Source organism: Pseudomonas pudica (assembly GCF_015680405.1).
GTDB classification, from domain to species: domain Bacteria; phylum Pseudomonadota; class Gammaproteobacteria; order Pseudomonadales; family Pseudomonadaceae; genus Aquipseudomonas; species Aquipseudomonas pudica.
The window spans coordinates 68,599-84,262 of the sequence record NZ_JADLJS010000014.1 but is presented as its reverse complement, the minus strand read 5'-3'; the positions used below and the strand labels follow the sequence as shown (position 1 = coordinate 84,262).

Genomic DNA, 15,664 nt, shown 5'->3' with positions numbered 1-15,664 from the left:
CTAGCGGGATTTCTCGAAAGGTTTCACAAATGTGATTCTAGGCTCTTTCACAGGACCTTCGACACGGTAGTGCACGCTGGCGAAGCGCGACACGCGGTCGCCGATCAGCCGGTCGACCAGGAACAGCGCCCCGCCCACGGCCGGCGCGCCGACAATCAGGGCCGCCAGCGGCAGGTTGTTGGTCACTGGCAGGCTCACCTGCAGGTTGGCATCGACCCGGTCGCTTACCAGGTCCAGGGTACCGTCCAGCTCAAAGTTGCTCGATGGGCCGGTCACGGCGATTGGCTCGCGGGTCACGTAGACACCGTCACTGGCCACCAGCAAGCCTTTGACCCGGTCGTAGGCCAAGCCCTTGTCGAACAGGTCGGAGAAGTCCAGGCGCAAGCGCCGGCCAATGGAGTTGAAGTTCAGCAGGCCGAACACCCGCAGCGCCTGGGCACTGCCTTCAACCTCGACGAACTGACCGGTGCGCAGCGCTGCATCCATGCTGCCGGAGAAGCGCTTGAGGCTCACCGAGGCCGGCGAACCCGGCCAGCGGCCATCCACATCCAGACGGAAGTCGCGGCTGGTCACGGTCGGGGCAAAGCCCCAGGCCTTGAGCACATCCGCCAGGTTCTTGCCGTCCAGGCGCCCTTTGTACCAGCTGCTGGTGCTGCCCGGCTCGCCTTCCCAGCCGCCGCCACCATCGATACGCAGGCCCTTGAAGTCGAGGTCGATGTCGCTGGCGGTCACGCCACGCGCGGTCGGCCGCAACTTGAGCGACGCACTGCCGTACAGGTCGTCACCGCGATAGAGCTTGTCGATGCTCAGGTCCAGCGCCGGCACCTTGCGCGGGTCGAATGAAGCCAATGGGTCCGGGCCCTCCTCGGCCTGCTTTTCAGCATCGGTGGCAGCGGGCAGGCGCAGGGTCTGCATCCGCACGACCATGGGCGCGCCCTTGGCATCCGGCACCCGTGCGTTGCCGATAACCTCCCTGCTATCGAGGCGCAGATCCCAGGCAGCGCCACCACGGGCAAGACGCACCACGGCCTGGTTCAGATCCATGCCGAAGGCTTTCAGTTGGCCAATGCTCAGGTCGACTCCTTGCAGGTTCTGCCGCGCGCTGCCACCCGGATCGCCACCCACCAATTGCGCCGCCCGTTCTTGCCAGGGCGCCAGGTCCAGTGCCTGCAGGCGGCCGCGTACTCGCAGGCCCTGCCCGGCAGGTAGCTGGGCGTCACCTGCGCCCAGCAACAACTCGCCACGGCCCTGGGCCAGTTTGTCGGCCGGAGCGGCGTAGGCAAAGCGGGCAAGGTCGCCATAGGCCGCGTCGAAGCGCCGCTCAGGGCCTTGCAGGCTCATGCTGAAACGGCTATCACGGGCATCCGCCGCAGCCTTGCCGAACGGTGCCGGCAGGTCGATGGCCAGGCCCTTGAGACTGGAGTCGACACGTAGTCGGTTGTCTCGACTACCCAGGCTGACCTGCAACTGGTAGGGCAGGTCGCCCGAAGCCGGCAAGGCCTGCTTGAACTGCAGCCAGTCGGTCAGCGCCTTGAGCGAGACCTGGCCATTGGCGTTGATGCGGGTCTGCATCTGCCCTGGCTGGCCTTCGGCCGTGATTTGCGCCGTCACCGGCTTGCCGAAGGCCTGCAGGCTGATGCCCTTGCCGCTCAGGCCCTTGTCGAAATCGAAACTGAAGTCGCCCTTCAGGCGGCTCAACTCCAGATTCGGCGGTGCCACCTTCAGCCGCGCATCGTCGGTGGCAAAGTCCACCTGCACTTTCGGCCGCTGCCCGTGGGCCAGCGGAATGTCGAGCTTGACCTTGCCCTTGAGCGGCCCCTCGCCCTCCCAGCCTGCGAATATCTCACCAGTGCCGATTGGCGCTTCCTTGAGAACCTTCAGGCCATCGCCCAGACTGCCGTCGAAGTTGCCATCGAGGTACAGGTGGCTTTGCTGGCCCTCGTCGACATGCGGGATGTCGACGCTCACATCGCTGACTTTGGTGTCGAGCAGTACGCCCCGCTCGGCCTTGACGCGCACGCCACTGTCCTCGATGAACACATCGCCATCCACGTGCTGCACCTGCGGCCAGCCCGGCTGGAAGTCCAGGGCGGCATCACGCACCTTGAAGAACAGGCTGATGCTGCGCGCTTCCGGCGCGACGCCATGGTTCAGCGAGCCCTGATACTGGAAGTAGCCTTCGTCCACCGTGCCTTTGACGATCGCACTGCGCAGCCATTCGTCGAGGGCGGGGCTGAGCACCTCGGGCAGGTACTTGGCGGTGTAGCGGCCATCGCCTTCGGTCAGGCCGACGCGCAGGTCCATGTAATCCTCGCGGCCCTCCTCGAACAACAGGCGAATGAGGAAGTCACCGGCGATCTTGCCCTCCTCGCCGAGTACCTTGAGGTAAGGCGCGACCAGGGTGAAACCTTCTTTGTCCAAGGCCCAGGTCAGGCGCGCATTGGCCTTCTGGTAGTGCCAGGGTTTGGCGAAGATCGGGTAAAGGTGCAGCATGAACGCATCGGTATCAAGGCGCAGTTCACCGTGGCCGAGGTCACCGCTGATGCTGCCGCTGACATTACCGGCTGCCGGGGCATTGTGATAGGCATCGAAACCGACCTTCTCCAGATTGGCTTCGAATTGCAGACGCTGGTCACCTTCGGCCTTGGGCCGCGCCTCCAGGCGCACATTGCGCAGCGCGCCGGTCACTTTCAGGCCATCGATCACGGCCATGACCTTGTCCGGCAGCGGCGCAAGAGCATCGATCAGCGGGGTCAACGGCGTGAGGTCGAGGCGGTCGGCCTGCACTTGCCAGCTTTCCGTGGCAGCGTCCTCGCCTGCACGCTGCTGCAACTGCAGGTGCGACTCCCAACGGGTCTTGCCAACGTCCATGGCCAGGGAGTCGACCACCACATCGAAGCCTTGCTCCCGTCGCTGGAACCAGGCACCCAGCGCCAGGTTGGTCAGCTTGGCCGCCTTTCGCCCGACATAGGCGCCCTGCAGCTCCGGTGCATTGAGGCGTACGACGACCTGCTGCAACTGCCCCTTGCGCCAATCGACCCAGAACTCGCCGCCGGCCCGCAGGGCGTCGGCATGCCACTGGCCCAGCAGGCGTGGCGGCAGCCAACGCGCCCAGTCACTCTGTGGCAGGCTCAGGTAGGCTTCGACCTGGCCGTCGCGCCAGGTGTTGGCCGTGGCCCGGCCGCGCAGGTTCAGCGACAGGGGTTGGCCATCGGGCAGAGTCGCGCGCAGGTCCAGAGCATGGCGCGAAGCCCCGGCTTGCAGCCCGACGCTCACATAAGTCAGGGTCAACGGGTCGCGCTGCCAGGGGTGCAGGGTGACCTGGCTGTCGAACACATCGATACGGCCCAACTGGCGCAGGCGCTGCAACAACTCGGCAGGATCGAGCGGCGAATCATCTTTCTTCGGCAGGCCTTCGAGGCTCCAGGCGCCCTGCTCGTTCTCGCGCAGGATCAGTTGCAGGCCGCCCAACTGAATGCGTGCAAGGCGTACCTCGCGGGCGGTGATGCTGGCCCAGACATCGGGTACTACCTTGACGTCGTCCAGGCGCAGGGCCGTGGCCCCCTCGCCCAGTTGCAGGTCGCGCACCCGCAGCACCGGTGCCAGGCCGCTCCAGCGGCCTTCCAGGGCACCAACGTGCACAGGCAGGCCCAAAGACTGTTCGGCCTTGCTCTCCACATCGGCGCGGTACTCGGCCACCAACGGCACCAGTTCGCGGCCGAGGCTGACATACAGCGCCACCAACACCGCCAGCAGGGCGCAAAAGCCCAGCCCCCAGCGGGTCAAGGCGACAAGAACGCGGGTCAGACGTCCCATGGCCATGGCCCTCCAGGTCGTTTATCCATGATGGCCCGTCGTGCCGGTTTTGCCAGCCCGGCCCACCTGCGGCGCGTTTCAGAAGGCCTCAGAGCAGCACCACATCGTATTGTTCCTGCGAATACATCGACTCCACCTGGAAACGAATGGTTCGGCCGATGAAGGCCTCAAGCTCCGCGACGTTACCGGACTCTTCATCCAGCAACCGGTCGACCACCTTCTGGTTGGCCAGCACGCGGTAGCCTTCGGCCTGGTACGCGCGGGCCTCGCGCAGGATCTCGCGGAAGATTTCGTAACAGATAGTCTCGGGGGTTTTCAGCTTGCCACGGCCCTGACAGGCCAGGCAGGGCTCGCACAGCACCTGTTCCAGGCTTTCCCGCGTGCGCTTGCGGGTCATCTGCACCAGGCCCAGCTCGGTGATGCCGATGATGTTGGTCTTGGCGTGATCGCGCTCCAGCTGCTTTTCCAGAGTGCGCAGCACCTGGCGCTGGTGCTCTTCGTCTTCCATGTCGATGAAGTCGATGATGATGATGCCGCCGATGTTGCGCAGGCGCAGCTGCCGGGCGATGGCGGTGGCGGCCTCGAGGTTGGTCTTGAAGATGGTCTCTTCGAGGTTCCGATGGCCGACGAAGGCGCCGGTATTCACATCGATGGTGGTCATCGCTTCAGCCGGGTCGACCACCAGGTAGCCACCGGATTTCAGCGGCACCTTGCGTTCCAGCGCACGCTGGATCTCGTCCTCGACGCCGTACAGGTCGAAAATCGGCCGTTCGCCCGGGTAGTGCTCGAGGCGATCGGCAATTTCCGGCATCAGCTCGCCAACGAACTGCGTGGTCTTCTGGAAGGTTTCCCGCGAGTCGATGCGGATCTTCTCGATCTTCGGGTTGACCAGGTCGCGCAGGGTGCGCAGGGCCAGGCCCAGGTCCTCGTAGATGACCGTGGGCGCGCCGCAGGTCTTGATCTGGGTGCCAATCTGCTCCCACAGGCGGCGCAGGTAGCGAATATCCTGCAGGATCTCTTCAGCGCGTGCGCCTTCGGCAGCGGTACGCAGGATGAAGCCACCGGCGTCCTTGATGTTCTCGCTTTCCATGCAGTCGCTGACCACCTGCTTGAGGCGCTCGCGCTCGGCTTCGTCCTCGATCTTCAGCGAAATGCCGACATGGCTGCTGCGGGGCATGTACACCAGGTAGCGCGACGGGATCGACAGCTGGGTAGTCAGACGCGCGCCCTTGGTGCCGATCGGGTCCTTGGTCACCTGCACCACCAAGGCCTGCCCCTCGTGCACCAGGGCGGTAATGTTTTCTACCGCAGAGCCTTCGCGCTGGGATATTTCCGAGGCATGGATGAATGCCGCGCGCTCCAGGCCGATATCGACGAAAGCCGCCTGCATGCCCGGCAGCACGCGCACCACCTTGCCTTTGTAGATATTGCCGACGATGCCCCGGCGCTGGGTGCGCTCCACATGCACTTCCTGCAGCACCCCGTTTTCCACCACCGCCACGCGCGACTCCATCGGGGTGATGTTGATCAGGATCTCTTCACTCATGGCAGGCTCTCGTCAAAGGTCTTTGGTAATGATGGATGGCGTATGCAGTGCTGGCTACCGCTGGTTTGTTACCTCTGGCGTATGCGCGGGCGATTGCCAGCAGGCAATGCCGAATTGGCCAAGCAGTTCGGCCGTTTCACTGAGGGGCAAGCCGACCACCGCCGAGTAGCTGCCGGAAAGGCCGGTGACGAACACCGCTCCCAAGCCCTGGATGGCATAGCCGCCGGCCTTGTCCGCGGGCTCGCCGCTGGCCCAGTAGCGTTGCGCTTCCTCGGCGCTGATCGCACGGAAGCGCACCTTGCTGGTGACGCACAGGCTTTGCACGCGCGGTCCATCACTCAGGGCGACCGCAGTCAGTACGTGGTGCTCGCGGCCCGAAAGGTCGGCCAGCATGGCCAGAGCATCTTCGCGGTTTTCCGGTTTGCCAAGAATACGACCATCGAGCACCACGGCAGTGTCTGCGCCCAGCACCACAGCCTGGCCTTCGATGCAGGCCAGGCCGGCGGCGGCCTTGGCCCGGGCCAGGCGCTCGACGTAGGCCGGGGCGCTTTCATCGGGCAGCGGAGTTTCATCGATGGGGGCACTGACGACGCTGAACGGCACCCCGATCTGGGTCAGCAGTTCACGACGACGAGGCGAGCCTGAGGCCAGGTATAGCGGGGTCATGCAGACATCTCCCTGTCAGTCGCGGCGGCGCCGTCAGTTGATATGCAAGCGTCGGCGCAGATCGCGCAGGGCGAAACTGATCCACGGCCAGAGCAAGGCGCTGATCACCGCCGACCAGACCAGTGCCAGGGTGGGCAGACGGTTGCCGGTCAGCGCGCTGAGCCACAGCTGGATCAGCTGGGCGATGCCGAAGATCACCAGGATCACCAGGCTCTGCTGCCACATGGGGAACATGCGCAGGCGCTGCTGCAACGACAGCACCAGGAAGGTGATAAGGGTGAGGATCAGCGCGTTCTGCCCCAGCAGGGTTCCGTACAGCACGTCCTCGGCCAGGCCCAGCACGAACGCGGTGGTCATGCCGACCTTGTTCGGTACGGCGAGGGTCCAGAACGACACCAGCAAGGCCAGCCACATGGGCCGGAACACTTCCATGAACTGCGGCATGGGCGAGACGCTGAGCAGCAGGCCGATGGCGAAAGTCAGCCAGATGACCCAGCCGTTGTTGCGGCGTGATGCAGCCATCATTGCCTCCGGGTGTGAGCGGGTGCGGCAGGCGCGGTAGCCGGCGTGGCAGGTGCAGCAGCCGGGGCTGCAGGCTGCGCTGCCGGGGCCGCTGGTGTAGCCGGCGTGGCAGGTGCGCTGCCAGCTGGTGCGCCTTGCTCGACCGTCGCAGCCGGCTGGCCTGCAGCCGAGGTCCCCTTGCGGTCAGCCTCTTCCTGCGCGATGGCGGCATCGGTGGCGCGCTGTTCCGGGCTGCGCCGGTCGCTGAACACCAACAGCATGTAGCGGCTGCGGTTGAGCGCGGCGGTGGGGATGGCACGAACGATGGCGAACGGCTGGCCGGAATCGTGGATCACTTCATTGACCGTGGCCACCGGGTAACCGGCCGGGAACCGTTGACCCATGCCGGAACTGACCAGCAGGTCGCCTTCCTTGATGTCGGCGGTATCGGCCACATGGCGCAGTTCCAGGCGCTCCGGGTTGCCGGTGCCGCTGGCGATGGCGCGCAGGCCGTTGCGGTTGACCTGCACCGGGATGCTATGGGTGGTATCGGTCAGCAACAGTACCCGCGAGGTGTACGGCATCAGCTCGACCACCTGGCCCATCAGGCCACGGGCATCGAGCACCGGCTGGCCAAGGAACACGCCATCACGCTCGCCCTTGTTGATCAGGATGCGGTGGGTGAACGGGTTGGGGTCGACACCGATCAGCTCGGCCACTTCGACTTTTTCGTTGACCAGCGCCGAGGAGTTGAGCAATTCGCGCAAGCGCACGTTCTGCTCGGTCAGGGCCGCCAGCTTCTGCAGGCGCCCCTGCAGCAGCAGGGCTTCGGTCTTGAGCTTTTCGTTTTCGGCAATCAGTTCGGTGCGGCTGCCGAACTGGCCGGCCACACCTTGCCACGCACGTTGCGGCAGGTCGGTGATCCAGTACGACTCCATGAGTACCAGGCCCATCTGGCTGCGCACGGGCTTGAGCACGTCGAAGCGCGCGTCGACAACCATCAACGCGACCGACATCACCACCAGGACGAGCAGGCGAACGCCCAGCGAAGGGCCCTTGGAGAAAAGCGGTTTAATGGGCCGTTCCTCGTGGACGACTCAGGAGGTCATTGGACATGGGACAACGCACCAGCCTGGTTGCGGGTTGATGGATACGGCGCCCCGAACGGGCGCCAGCCCAGCACATACAGGTAGCACTGTGCGTACTACCTGTAAACCGGACGCTCGTGAACAGCGAGCGGGATCACTCGCTGGAGAGCAGGTCCATCGCGTGCTTGTCCATCATCTCCAGGGCGCGACCACCGCCACGGGCGACGCAGGTCAGCGGGTCTTCGGCGACGATCACCGGCAGGCCGGTTTCCTGGGCCAGCAGCTTGTCCAGGTCACGCAGCAGTGCGCCACCACCGGTCAGCACCAGGCCACGCTCGGCGATGTCCGAGGCCAGCTCGGGCGGCGATTGCTCCAGCGCACTCTTGACCGCCTGGACGATGGTCGCCAGGGATTCCTGCAGCGCTTCGAGCACTTCGTTGGAGTTCAGGGTGAAGGCACGCGGTACGCCCTCGGCCAGGTTGCGGCCGCGCACGTCGACTTCACGCACTTCGCCACCCGGGTAGGCGGTACCGATCTCCTGCTTGATGCGCTCGGCGGTGGACTCGCCGATCAGGCTGCCGTAGTTGCGGCGCACGTAGGTGACGATAGCTTCGTCGAAGCGGTCGCCGCCAACGCGCACGGATTCCGCATAGACCACGCCGTTCAGGGAGATGAGCGCGATTTCAGTGGTACCACCACCGATATCGACGACCATCGAACCGCGGGCTTCCTCGACCGGCAGGCCGGCACCGATGGCGGCAGCCATAGGCTCTTCGATCAGGAACACTTCGCGGGCACCGGCACCCAAGGCCGACTCGCGGATGGCGCGGCGCTCTACCTGGGTGGACTTGCACGGCACGCAGATCAGCACGCGCGGGCTCGGCTGCAGGAAGCTGTTCTCGTGAACCTTGTTGATAAAATATTGCAACATTTTTTCGCAGACGCTGAAGTCGGCGATGACGCCGTCCTTCATCGGACGAATGGCAGCAATGTTGCCAGGCGTGCGGCCCAGCATGCGCTTGGCTTCGGTACCGACGGCGACGACGCTTTTCTGGTTGCCATGGGTACGGATGGCAACAACCGAGGGCTCATTCAGGACGATACCGCGCTCACGCACGTAAATAAGGGTGTTGGCAGTACCCAGGTCGATGGACAGATCGCTGGAAAACATGCCACGCAGTTTCTTGAACATGGGAAAGTGACCCTGGGGAAAGCGTGGGTAAAAAAGTGCGGCAAACTCTAACAATGGCAGGGATTTTGGGCAAGGAGCCAATATGTTAAATTGGCTGTTTTTCCGAGCACGCCAGCAGAATTTCGCGGCCGTTAGACCGCCAGAAAGCTGACATGTTCCTCACTGCGGACCCAAATTCCGGTCTTTGTTTCCCCTGGAGATCCCCATGGCGCTTGAACGCTGCGACGTGGAAAAGATCGCCCATCTGGCCCGTCTGGGCCTGAATGATGGCGAACTGCCACGCATTACTGACGCACTGAACAGCATTCTCGGGCTGGTCGACCAGATGCAAGCGGTCGACACTACCGGCATCGAGCCACTGGCCCACCCCCTGGAGGCCAGCCAGCGCCTGCGTCCCGACCAGGTCACCGAGAGCAACCAGCGCGACGCCTACCAGGCCATCGCGCCGTCGACCGAAAGCGGTCTGTACCTGGTTCCCAAAGTCATCGAGTAAGGGATAGAGCCTGCCATGCATCAATTGACCCTGGCCGAGATCGCCCGCGGACTCGCCGACAAGTCGTTTTCCTCCGAAGAGCTGACCGGCGCCCTGCTGGCGCGCATCAAGCAGCTCGACCCGCAGATCAACAGCTTCATCAGTGTCACCGAGGACCTGGCCCTGGGCCAGGCGCGTGCCGCCGACGCCCGTCGCGCCGCTGGCGAAACCGGGGCGCTGCTCGGTGCACCGATCGCCCACAAGGACCTGTTCTGCACCAACGGCGTACGCACCAGCTGCGGCTCGAAGATGCTCGACAACTTCAAGGCGCCGTATGACGCCACCGTGGTTGCCAAGCTGGCGGAAGCCGGCATGGTCACCCTGGGCAAGACCAACATGGACGAATTCGCCATGGGCTCGGCCAACGAATCCAGCCACTACGGCGCGGTGAAGAATCCATGGAACCTCGAGCACGTCCCGGGCGGCTCGTCGGGCGGTTCGGCCGCGGCAGTGGCTGCACGCCTGCTGCCAGCCACCACCGGCACCGACACCGGCGGTTCGATTCGCCAACCGGCGGCACTGACCAACCTCACCGGCCTCAAGCCGACCTACGGCCGCGTGTCGCGCTGGGGCATGATCGCCTACGCCTCCAGCCTCGACCAGGGTGGCCCGCTGGCCCGTACTGCCGAAGACTGCGCCCTGCTGCTGCAAGGCATGGCCGGTTTCGACGCCAAGGACTCCACCAGCATCGAAGAGCCTGTGCCTGACTACAGCGCCAACCTGAATGCTTCGCTGCAGGGCCTGCGCATCGGCCTGCCGAAGGAGTACTTCGGTGCCGGCCTCGACCCACGCATCGCCGACCTGGTCCAGGCCAGCGTCAAGGAGCTGGAAAAGCTCGGCGCGGTGGTCAAGGAAATCAGCCTGCCGAACATGCAGCACGCCATCCCGGCCTACTACGTGATCGCCCCTGCTGAAGCCTCGTCAAACCTGTCGCGTTTCGACGGCGTGCGCTTCGGCTACCGCTGTGAAAACCCGAAAGACCTCACCGACCTGTACAAGCGTTCGCGTGGCGAAGGCTTCGGTGTCGAAGTGCAGCGCCGCATCATGGTCGGCACCTACGCCCTGTCGGCCGGCTACTACGACGCCTACTACGTGAAGGCGCAGCAGATCCGCCGCCTGATCAAGAACGACTTCATGGCCGCCTTCAACGACGTCGACCTGATCCTCGGCCCGACCACGCCAAACCCGGCCTGGAAGCTCGGCGCCAAGAGCAGCGACCCGGTCGCCGCGTACCTGGAAGACGTCTACACCATCACCGCCAACCTGGCGGGCCTGCCGGGCCTGTCGATGCCGGCCGGCTTCGTCGATGGCCTGCCGGTCGGCGTGCAGCTGCTGGCGCCATACTTCCAGGAAGGCCGCCTGCTCAACGTCGCGCACCGCTACCAGCAAGTGACCGACTGGCACACCCGCGCCCCCAACGGCTTCTGAGGAATTCACACATGCAATGGGAAGTTGTGATCGGGCTGGAAATCCACACTCAGCTCGCCACCCAGTCGAAGATTTTCTCCGGCAGCGCCACCACCTTCGGTTCCGAGCCGAACACCCAGGCCAGCCTGGTTGACCTGGGCATGCCTGGCGTACTGCCAGTACTGAACCAGGAAGCCGTGCGCATGGCGTGCATGTTCGGCCTGGCCATCGATGCCGAGATCGGCAAGCGCAACGTGTTCGCGCGCAAGAACTACTTCTACCCGGACCTGCCCAAAGGCTACCAGATCAGCCAGATGGACCTGCCGATCGTCGGCAAGGGCCACCTGGACATCGCCCTGGAAGACGGCACCATCAAGCGCATCGGGGTAACCCGCGCGCACCTGGAAGAAGACGCCGGCAAGAGCCTGCACGAAGACTTCAGCGGCTCCACCGGCATCGACCTGAACCGCGCCGGCACCCCGCTGCTGGAAATCGTCTCCGAGCCTGACATGCGCAGTGCCAAGGAAGCCGTGGCCTACGTCAAGGCGATCCACGCGCTGGTGCGTTACCTGGGCATCTGCGACGGCAACATGGCCGAAGGCTCGCTGCGTTGCGACTGCAACGTGTCGATTCGCCCGAAAGGCCAGGCCGAGTTCGGCACCCGCTGCGAGATCAAGAACGTCAACTCGTTCCGCTTCATCGAGCGCGCGATCAACAGCGAGATCCAGCGCCAGATCGACCTGATCGAGGACGGCGGCAAGGTGGTACAGGAAACCCGCCTGTACGACCCGAACAAGGACGAGACCCGCTCCATGCGCAGCAAGGAGGAAGCCAACGACTACCGTTACTTCCCCGACCCGGACCTGCTGCCAGTGGTGATCGAGGACAGCTTCCTCGAAACCGTCCGCGCCGGCTTGCCGGAACTGCCGACGCAGAAGGTCGAGCGCTTCCAGAACCAGTACGGCCTGTCGGCCTACGACGCCAACGTGCTGGCTTCCAGCCGCGAACAGGCGGACTACTTCGAGGAAGTGGTGAAGATCGGTGGCGATGCCAAGCTGGCTGCCAACTGGGTCATGGTAGAGCTGGGCAGCCTGCTGAACAAGCTGGGCATCGAGATCGACCAGGCGCCGGTCAGCGCCGCACAGCTGGGCGGCATGCTGTTGCGCATCCGCGACAACACCATCAGCGGCAAGATCGCCAAGACCGTGTTCGAGGCCATGGCCGCCGGTGAAGGCGATGCCGATAGCATCATCGAAAGCAAAGGCCTGAAGCAGGTCACCGATACCGGTGCGATCGACAAGATGCTCGACGAAGTGCTGGCGGCCAACGCCGAGCAGGTCGAACAGTACCGCGCAGCCGACGAGGCCAAGCGTGGCAAGATGTTCGGTTTCTTCGTCGGCCAGGCGATGAAAGCCTCCAAAGGCAAAGCCAACCCGGGGCAAGTGAACCAATTGCTCAAGGCCAAGCTCGAAGGGTGATTGTTTTACCCCTGTAGTCCTGCGAGGGCTTCGCCCTCGTTCGCGGCTGAAGCCGCTCCCACAGGTACAGCGCCGTACCTGTGGGAGCGGCTTTAGCCGCGAATGGCCGCACCGGAGCATTCGAATTGCTAAAGCGATCCCTGAGCACCCTCGCCCTCTTCTCCCTGCTGGCCGGCTGCGCCAGCCAGGACATCGACCCCGACGGTTACGACAAGACCGGCACCGCTTCCTATTACGGCGCGCGTCACCACGGCAAACGCACCGCCAGCGGCGAACCATTCAACCAGCACGGGCTCACCGCCGCCCACCGCAGCCTGCCCTTCGGCACCCGGGTACGGGTGACCAACCTGGCCAACCAGCGCAGCGTCGTGGTGCGCATCAACGACCGTGGCCCGCATACCCGCGGCCGCCTGATCGATCTTTCACGTGCCGCCGCAGAAAAAATCGGCATGATCCGTAGCGGAACCGCGCGCGTGCGAGTACAAGGGCTTAGCGACTGACGCGACAGGAGTCCGACCATTTTCGACCTGGCTATCCTTCCCACCTTCAGCCTCCTGCAACTGGGCATCGCCCTGCTGTTGCTGATCGGCGGCGCCGAACTGCTGGTACGCGCAGCGCTGCGCCTGGCCCAGCGCCTGCACGTACGCCCTCTGATCATCGGCCTGAGCCTGGTGGCCTTCGGCAGCACTGCCCCGCAGATGACCGTGAGCCTGCAGGCCGCCTACCAGGGCGCGCCAGATGTGGCGGTGGGCAGCGTTATCGGCAGCAACATTTTCAACGTACTGGTCATCCTCGGCCTGGCCGCACTGATCATCCCGCTGCGCGTGTCGCGGCAACTGGTGCGCCTGGACATTCCACTGATGATCGTCGCCAGCGGCCTGGTCTACGCGTTATCCGCCAACGGCCACCTGGGCCGGGCCGAAGGGGTGTTGCTGCTGATCGGCCTGGCCGGCTACCTGGCAATGCTTTGGCACCAGTCGCGCCACTACGCCCGCACCTACCCCGCACCGGCCACTGTCACCAGCAGCACCGGGCGCTTCTGGTCAGGCACGCTGCTGCAGGTGCTGGCCGGCCTGGGTCTGCTGAGCCTGGCGGGTCACTTGTTGCTTGAAGCCGCCGTGGAGGTGGCCACCGACCTGGGGCTGTCCGAGCGCATCATCGGCCTTACCGTCGTTGCCATCTGCACTTCCCTGCCAGAACTGGCTGCTGCGCTGATCGCCGCCCTGCGCGGTGAACGAGAAATCGCCGTGGGAACAGTGATAGGCAGCAACCTGTTGAACCTGCTGGCGGTGCTGGGCCTGACCGCACTGGTCGCTCCCGAGCCGCTGTCGATCTCGCCCAACGCCTTGGCCTTCGACCTGCCGGTAATGCTGGGTGTTGCTGCGCTGAGCCTGCCGGTGTTCTATTCCGGTTACCGCATCACCCGCGCCGAAGGCCTGGTGTTCCTTTGCCTGTACCTGGCCTATGGGCTGCACGTGGCGGCGTTCACCATGGGCATGCCACTGGCCGGCCGCCTGGAGCGGTTGATGCTGTTCTACGTACTGCCGGTGCTCGCCATGGTGTTGCTGTACACCACCGCACGAGCCTGGCGCCGCCAACACTAAGGAAAACAACATGGCTGACAGCAAGAAAACCGGCGAACAGATTCGGCGCCAGGTCATGGGCGATGCGTTCGTCGACCGCGCCTTGGGCAATGCCACCGACTTTACCCAACCGCTGCAGGACTTCGTCAACGAACATGCCTGGGGCAGCGTGTGGGCCCGCGACGGCCTGCCGCTGAAAACCCGCAGCCTGATTACCCTGGCTACGCTGACCGCACTCAAGTGCCCGCAGGAGCTCAAGGGGCATGTGCGCGGTGCGTTGAACAATGGCTGTACGGTGGAGGAGATTCGCGAAGCGCTGCTGCATTGCGCGGTGTATGCGGGGGTGCCGGCGGCGATTGATGCGTTCCGTGCGGCACAGGAAGTGATCGACAGTTATCAATAGGTAGCCTGTACCGGCCTCTTAGCGGGCGTGCCCGCGAAGAGGCCGGTACTGTGTTACCTACCTGGCCTGGCGAGCCTTCTTCATCTTGAAGGCCACCCACAGCACCAGGATCCACCCCGGAATCAGCATCACCGAGATGCGAATCGGCGGGGTCAGGTACATCACCACCAGGATCAGCACGATGAACGCCAGGCACAGGTAGTTGGTGACCGGGTGCCCCCAGCTCTTGTAGAACGGGGTGATCCCGGCCGCCAGCTTGGCCTTGCGGAACTTCAGGTGGGTGATGCTGATGCTCGCCCAGTTGATCACCAACGCCGACACCGCCAGGGCCATCAGCAAACCAAAGGCTTCACCCGGCATCAGGTAGTTGATCAGCACGCACAGCCCGGTGGCGAAAGCCGACACACCCAGCGCGGTCAGCGGCACGCCGCTACGGCTCACCTTCAGCAACTGACGCGGTGCGTCGCCCTGGCTGGCCAGGCCGAACAGCATGCGGCTGTTGGCGTACACGCAGCTGTTGTATACCGACAGCGCGGCCGTCAGCACCACGATATTGAGGATGGTCGCCACCAGGTCACTGTCCAGTTCGTGGAAGATCATCACGAACGGGCTGCCACCCTGCACCACCTTCTGCCACGGGTACAGCGAAAGCAGCACCGCCAGGGCACCGATGTAGAAGATGAGGATGCGGTACACCACCTGGTTGGTGGCTTTGGGGATGCTCTGACGCGGGTTGTCGGCCTCGGCGGCGGTGATGCCCACCAGTTCCAGGCCACCGAACGAGAACATGATCACTGCCAGTGCCATCACCAGGCCGCTGACGCCGTTGGGGAAGAAGCCACCGTACTGCCAGAGGTTTGCCACGCTGGCGTCCGGGCCGCCATGGCCGCTGGCCAGCAGCCAGGCGCCGAAGCCGATCATGCTGACGATGGCCACTACCTTGACTAGGGCGAACCAGAACTCCATCTCGCCGTAGACCTTCACCTGGGTCAGGTTGATCAGGTTGATCACCACGAAGAAGATCGCCGCCGTGGCCCAGGTTGGGAATCCGGGCCACCAGTACTGCACGTAGATACCCACCGCTGTCAGCTCGGCCATGCCGACCAGTACGTACACCACCCAGTAGTTCCAGCCCGAGACGAAGCCGGCGAACTCGCTCCAGTACTGGTGGGCGAAGTGGCTGAAGCTGCCGGCCACCGGCTCTTCCACCACCATCTCACCGAGCTGGCGCATGATCAGGAAGGCCATCAGGCCGGCAATGGCGTAGCCCAGCAGGACGGAGGGGCCGGCCAGCTGGATGGTCTGGGCAATGCCCAGGAACAACCCGGTACCGATGGCCCCACCCAGCGCGATCAGCTGGATATGGCGATTCTTCAGCCCGCGCTGTAACCGCTCGGGCGTGCTCTGGTCTTGCATGAAGTGTCCTTTAGCTCAGTGAGGCTGTGTTTTTTG

General features: G+C 64.4%; 13 protein-coding genes. 6 read left to right on the top strand and 7 right to left on the bottom strand.

The genetic code is table 11. The annotated features are described in order from the left end of the window. The 6 genes from IRZ77_RS12650 to mreB form a co-directional block, all read right to left on the bottom strand. The gene (locus tag IRZ77_RS12650; RefSeq protein WP_196173600.1) at window positions 1-3,822 is read right to left on the bottom strand and encodes a YhdP family protein; all 3,822 of its coding nucleotides are present in this window, start codon (window positions 3,820-3,822) and stop codon (window positions 1-3) included. A gap of 82 nt (window positions 3,823-3,904) precedes the next feature. Continuing rightward, window positions 3,905-5,362, bottom strand: coding sequence for a ribonuclease G (gene rng / locus IRZ77_RS12645; RefSeq protein WP_013971067.1), 1,458 nt, complete (start codon window positions 5,360-5,362; stop codon window positions 3,905-3,907). Window positions 5,363-5,416: 54 nt separating this feature from the next. Beyond that, window positions 5,417-6,028: a Maf family protein gene (locus tag IRZ77_RS12640; protein WP_046615777.1), complete on the bottom strand. Its 612-nt coding sequence runs from the start codon at window positions 6,026-6,028 to the stop codon at window positions 5,417-5,419. Between the two features lie 33 nt (window positions 6,029-6,061). Beyond that, complete coding sequence (gene mreD, locus IRZ77_RS12635; protein ID WP_015269051.1) at window positions 6,062-6,550, bottom strand: rod shape-determining protein MreD; 489 nt, start codon at window positions 6,548-6,550, stop codon at window positions 6,062-6,064. Continuing rightward, on the bottom strand, window positions 6,550-7,545 hold the full coding sequence (gene mreC / locus IRZ77_RS12630; RefSeq protein WP_230385664.1) for a rod shape-determining protein MreC: 996 nt from the start codon (window positions 7,543-7,545) through the stop codon (window positions 6,550-6,552). The genes mreD and mreC overlap by 1 nt, the downstream gene beginning before the upstream one ends. A 226-nt stretch (window positions 7,546-7,771) precedes the next feature. Continuing rightward, window positions 7,772-8,809: a rod shape-determining protein MreB gene (gene mreB / locus IRZ77_RS12625; protein WP_003255163.1), complete on the bottom strand. Its 1,038-nt coding sequence runs from the start codon at window positions 8,807-8,809 to the stop codon at window positions 7,772-7,774. Window positions 8,810-9,014: 205 nt separating this feature from the next. Here mreB and gatC point away from each other — a divergent pair, with 205 nt between their 5' ends. The 6 genes from gatC to IRZ77_RS12595 all read left to right on the top strand — a co-directional run bounded on the left by gatC (window position 9,015) and on the right by IRZ77_RS12595 (window position 14,212). Further along, window positions 9,015-9,302: an Asp-tRNA(Asn)/Glu-tRNA(Gln) amidotransferase subunit GatC gene (gatC, locus tag IRZ77_RS12620; RefSeq protein ID WP_003255165.1), complete on the top strand. Its 288-nt coding sequence runs from the start codon at window positions 9,015-9,017 to the stop codon at window positions 9,300-9,302. Between the two features lie 15 nt (window positions 9,303-9,317). Continuing rightward, complete coding sequence (gene gatA / locus IRZ77_RS12615; RefSeq protein WP_024086328.1) at window positions 9,318-10,769, top strand: Asp-tRNA(Asn)/Glu-tRNA(Gln) amidotransferase subunit GatA; 1,452 nt, start codon at window positions 9,318-9,320, stop codon at window positions 10,767-10,769. A gap of 11 nt (window positions 10,770-10,780) precedes the next feature. Beyond that, window positions 10,781-12,226, top strand: coding sequence for an Asp-tRNA(Asn)/Glu-tRNA(Gln) amidotransferase subunit GatB (gene gatB, locus IRZ77_RS12610; RefSeq protein ID WP_013971062.1), 1,446 nt, complete (start codon window positions 10,781-10,783; stop codon window positions 12,224-12,226). Window positions 12,227-12,351: 125 nt separating this feature from the next. After that, window positions 12,352-12,726, top strand: a complete 375-nt coding sequence (locus IRZ77_RS12605; protein ID WP_046615780.1) for a septal ring lytic transglycosylase RlpA family protein — start codon at window positions 12,352-12,354, stop codon at window positions 12,724-12,726. Window positions 12,727-12,786: 60 nt separating this feature from the next. Next, entirely contained in the window at window positions 12,787-13,830 is a 1,044-nt protein-coding gene (locus IRZ77_RS12600; protein WP_046615781.1) for a calcium/sodium antiporter, read from the top strand. Window positions 13,831-13,840: 10 nt separating this feature from the next. Next, entirely contained in the window at window positions 13,841-14,212 is a 372-nt protein-coding gene (locus IRZ77_RS12595) for a carboxymuconolactone decarboxylase family protein (protein WP_046615782.1), read from the top strand. A 57-nt stretch (window positions 14,213-14,269) separates the two neighbouring features. Here the strand turns inward: IRZ77_RS12595 and IRZ77_RS12590 are convergent, their stop codons facing one another. After that, the gene (locus IRZ77_RS12590; RefSeq protein WP_046615783.1) at window positions 14,270-15,628 is read right to left on the bottom strand and encodes an amino acid permease; all 1,359 of its coding nucleotides are present in this window, start codon (window positions 15,626-15,628) and stop codon (window positions 14,270-14,272) included. Window positions 15,629-15,664 lie beyond the last annotated feature (36 nt).

Excerpts from the sequence above, each read along its gene's own strand:
- IRZ77_RS12650 (WP_196173600.1), bottom strand. The coding sequence starts at position 3,822 with ATGGCCATGGGACGTCTGACCCGCGTTCTTGTCGCCTTGACCCGCTGG.
- rng (WP_013971067.1), bottom strand. The coding sequence starts at position 5,362 with ATGAGTGAAGAGATCCTGATCAACATCACCCCGATGGAGTCGCGCGTG.
- IRZ77_RS12640 (WP_046615777.1), bottom strand. The coding sequence starts at position 6,028 with ATGACCCCGCTATACCTGGCCTCAGGCTCGCCTCGTCGTCGTGAACTG.
- mreD (WP_015269051.1), bottom strand. The coding sequence starts at position 6,550 with ATGGCTGCATCACGCCGCAACAACGGCTGGGTCATCTGGCTGACTTTC.
- mreC (WP_230385664.1), bottom strand. The coding sequence starts at position 7,545 with ATGTCGGTCGCGTTGATGGTTGTCGACGCGCGCTTCGACGTGCTCAAG.
- mreB (WP_003255163.1), bottom strand. The coding sequence starts at position 8,809 with ATGTTCAAGAAACTGCGTGGCATGTTTTCCAGCGATCTGTCCATCGAC.
- gatC (WP_003255165.1), top strand. The coding sequence starts at position 9,015 with ATGGCGCTTGAACGCTGCGACGTGGAAAAGATCGCCCATCTGGCCCGT.
- gatA (WP_024086328.1), top strand. The coding sequence starts at position 9,318 with ATGCATCAATTGACCCTGGCCGAGATCGCCCGCGGACTCGCCGACAAG.
- gatB (WP_013971062.1), top strand. The coding sequence starts at position 10,781 with ATGCAATGGGAAGTTGTGATCGGGCTGGAAATCCACACTCAGCTCGCC.
- IRZ77_RS12595 (WP_046615782.1), top strand. The coding sequence starts at position 13,841 with ATGGCTGACAGCAAGAAAACCGGCGAACAGATTCGGCGCCAGGTCATG.
- IRZ77_RS12590 (WP_046615783.1), bottom strand. The coding sequence starts at position 15,628 with ATGCAAGACCAGAGCACGCCCGAGCGGTTACAGCGCGGGCTGAAGAAT.